Annotated in this window: 3 protein-coding genes and 1 pseudogene; all 4 read right to left on the reverse strand. The window is 69.0% G+C overall.

What is annotated here, in order from left to right:
- A partial coding sequence (locus G3N93_RS36750) for a TolC family protein (protein WP_206135218.1) occupies positions 1-696 on the reverse strand: 696 nt, incomplete at its 3' end.
- Positions 697-706: 10 nt separating this feature from the next.
- Entirely contained in the window at positions 707-1,861 is a 1,155-nt protein-coding gene (locus G3N93_RS36755; protein ID WP_206135219.1) for an ABC transporter permease, read from the reverse strand.
- A complete protein-coding gene (locus G3N93_RS36760; RefSeq protein ID WP_174935494.1) occupies positions 1,858-2,817 on the reverse strand; it encodes an ABC transporter ATP-binding protein in 960 nt (319 codons plus the stop codon). Before G3N93_RS36760 ends, G3N93_RS36755 begins: the two co-directional genes overlap by 4 nt.
- Positions 2,814-3,254: pseudogene (locus tag G3N93_RS36765) on the reverse strand (HlyD family efflux transporter periplasmic adaptor subunit); the annotation flags it as partial. The pseudogene G3N93_RS36765 and the gene G3N93_RS36760, both read right to left, overlap by 4 nt.
- Positions 3,255-3,402 lie beyond the last annotated feature (148 nt).

The following is a 3,402-nucleotide window of genomic DNA, read 5'->3' on the forward strand; positions in this document are numbered from 1 at the left end:
TACGATGTGCAACTGCCGCGCCTGCGCATCGATCAGTTGCCGCGTGAGCGCGACCTGCTGCGCGAGCGACGCGCGCAGGATCGCGGTCGCGACGACATTGCCCGCGAGCATCAGGCGCGCAGCGTCGAGCGTGTACGCCTGGTAGTCGACCTGCGCGCGCAGTGCTTCGAGCGCGCGCCGGTTGCCGCCGAACACGTCGAGCACGTACGACACGCTCACCGACGCGTCATAAAGCGTGAATGGCCCCGGGCTGGGCACGTTGGCGGGCAGGCCGAATGCGGTCGTGTCGACTCGCTGGCGCGTGGCGGACAGGTTCGCGTCGATGCTCGGCAACATCGTCGCGCCGGTTTCGGCCGCATGGTTCTGCCGCGCTTCGTCGAGCCGCGCACGGGCCTCGGCAAGCGTCGGGCTGTTGTGCCACGCGGTATCGACGAGCCGGTTCAGTGGTTCAGAGCCGAACTGCGTCCACCAGTGCTGCGGGGTATGCGCGGCCGATGCGAACGTCTGCGCGTCGCCGGTCGGGCCGGCGGTGGCGGCCGTCGTCGCGGGCGGCTCGTCGCGCGTGTAGTGCTGCGTGGCCGGTGCATCCGGCGCGTGGAAATCCGGCCCGACCGCGCATCCGGCGACGAGCAGCGCGGCGGCGGCCAGTGTGCAGCCATGCGCGGCGTGGGAGGGGCGACGCGAAGCCGATTTCATCGTGCGGCGCCTAATCGAGCGTACGCCGGTAGAACCGCAGCGCGACGCTCATCACGACGACGGTGAACAGCGCGACCGGCCACACGGATGGCCACAGGTCGCTCCAGCCGTTGCCTTTCAGCAGGATGCCGCGCACGAGGCGGTTGAAGTAGGTGAGCGGCAGCAGGTTGCCGATGAATTGCGCCCACTTCGGCATCCCGGCGAACGGGAACATGAAGCCGGACAGCAGGATGTTCGGCAGGAAGTAGAACACCGCGAGCTGCATCGCCTGCAACTGGTTCTGCGCGAGCGACGACAGCGTGATGCCGACCGTCAGGTTCGCGGCGATGAACAGCAGCGCGGACAGGTAGATCGCGAACACACCGCCGACGAACGGCACGTCGAACACGAACCGCGCCGCGACGACGATGATCGATACCTGGATCAGCCCGATCAGCACGTACGGAACGATCTTGCCCGTCATCACCTCGAGCGGCCGCACGGGCGTCGCGAGCAGGTTCTCCATCGTGCCGCGCTCGCGTTCGCGGGTGATCGCGAGGCCCGTCATCATCACCATCGTCATCGTCAGGATCACGCCCATCAGGCCCGGCACGACGTTGTACTGCGTGATGCCCTCGGGGTTGTACAGCCGGTGCAGTACGACGTCGAACGCGGCCGGGCGGCCGTTCAGGTAGGCGAGCGGGCCCGTCAGGTCCTTGTCCGCGACCGGCTGCACGAGGCCCGGCAGCGCGCCGATCGCCGACGCGGTCGCGACGGGATCGGTCGCGTCCGCCTCGACGAGCAGCGACGGACGCTCGCCGCGCAGCAGCCGCCGCGAGAAATCGGCCGGCACGTTCAGCACGAACTGCACGTCGCCGCGGGCGAGCGCATGCCGGCCGGCCGCTTCGTCGGGCAGCGTCTCGACGATGTCGAAGTACGCGGAATTGCGCATCGCGGCGACGAAGCTGCGCGCGAACGGGCTCGCGTCGGCGACGATCACCGCGGTGGGCAGGTGCTTCGGATCGGTGTTGATCGCGAAGCCGAACAGCGTGAGCTGGATGATCGGCACGCCGACGATCATCGCGAACGTCACGCGGTCGCGTCGCAACTGCAGGAATTCCTTCAGCACGATGCTCCACCAGCGCGCGACGGAAAACGAGTCGCGCAGGCGCGCCCACGCGTTCATGACGACGCTCCGGCGGGCGGCGCGGATGCGCGGCCCATCATATAGATGAAGACGTCCTCGAGCCCGGTGTCGATCGGCGCGACCTGCAGCGCGGCCGGCCCGTCAGCTTGGGTCGCGACCTGCGCGAGCGTCGCGTCGAGCTGCGCGCGATCGCGGCCGCTCACATGCAGCGCCGAGCCGAACACGACCGTCTGGTCGACGCCCGGCATCGTGCGCAGCCGCGCGGACAGTTCACTCAGATGCGCACCGGTGATCGCGCGGGTCGCGAGTCCCTGCGATGCGACGATCTCCGCCGACGTGCCCTGCGCGAGCAACTCGCCGTACGCGATGTACGCCAGCTTGTGGCAGCGCTCGGCCTCGTCCATGTAATGGGTGCTGACGAGCACCGAGATCCCTTGCGCGGCCAGCCGGTGCAGTTCTTCCCAGAAGTCGCGGCGCGCGGCCGGATCGACGCCGGCTGTCGGCTCGTCGAGCAGCAGCAGCGCCGGCTCGTGCAGCATGCAGGCGGCCAGCGCGAGGCGCTGCTTCCAGCCGCCCGACAGCGCGCCCGTGAGCTGGTCCGCGCGGCTCGCGAGGCCGAGCCCGTCGAGTGCGCGTGCGACGGCCGCCTTGCGGTCGGGCATCCCGTACACACGTGCGACGAAGTCGAGGTTCTCGCGGATCGACAGGTCTTCCCAGTACGAGAAGCGCTGCGTCATGTAGCCGACGCGCCGCTTGATCTGCGCGCTGTCGCGCACGATGTCGTAGCCGAGGCAGGTGCCGCTGCCCGAGTCGGGCGTGAGCAGCCCGCACATCATCCGGATCGACGTGGTCTTGCCGCTGCCGTTCGGCCCGAGAAAGCCGAAGATCTCGCCGCGCGCGACGCGCAGCGACACGTCCTTCACGACGTGCTTGTCGCCGAAATGCTTGTTCAGGCGATCGACGTCGATCGCATACGGGGCCGGCGGCACGTTCATGGCACCCTCACGGCGACGGGCTGGCCCGGATGCAGCTTCGGCGCGTCGGCGACGGCGGGGCGCGCCTCGATCATGAACACGAGCTTGGTCCGGCTCTCGTTGCTGTAGATCACGGGCGGCGTGTATTCGGCCTCGCTCGACACGTAGGTGATGCGCGCGGGCACGTCGGCCGCACAGCCGTCGCAGTGGATCGCGACCGTGCGCCCCGGCGCGAGCGATGCAACGGCGGCCTCGGGAACGAAGAAGCGCACCTTCAGGTTTTGCGGCGGCAGCATCTGCACGACCGGATTGCCGGCCTGCACCCATTCGCCGACGCGGTACAGCGTGTCGTACACGCGCCCGGCGGCGGGCGAGGCGACGCGCTTCTGGTCGAGTTTCCATTGCGCCTCGGCGACGGCCGCCTGCGCGGCGTCGACCTGCGCGGCCTGCGCGGAGACCGGAAGAGCGTCGTGTAGGGGAAGCGCGTGCGCAAGCGTGTAGAGCTCGGTGTCGGCCGCCTGCTTCAGACAGATCTAAAGTCCCTTCCAGTCCACGCAGTTGCTCGCACAATCACATAGTGTCGATCCGTAGCTCATCTGGTCCACC

This window comes from Burkholderia sp. Se-20378 (assembly GCF_017104665.1).
In the GTDB taxonomy this organism is placed as follows: domain Bacteria; phylum Pseudomonadota; class Gammaproteobacteria; order Burkholderiales; family Burkholderiaceae; genus Burkholderia; species Burkholderia lata.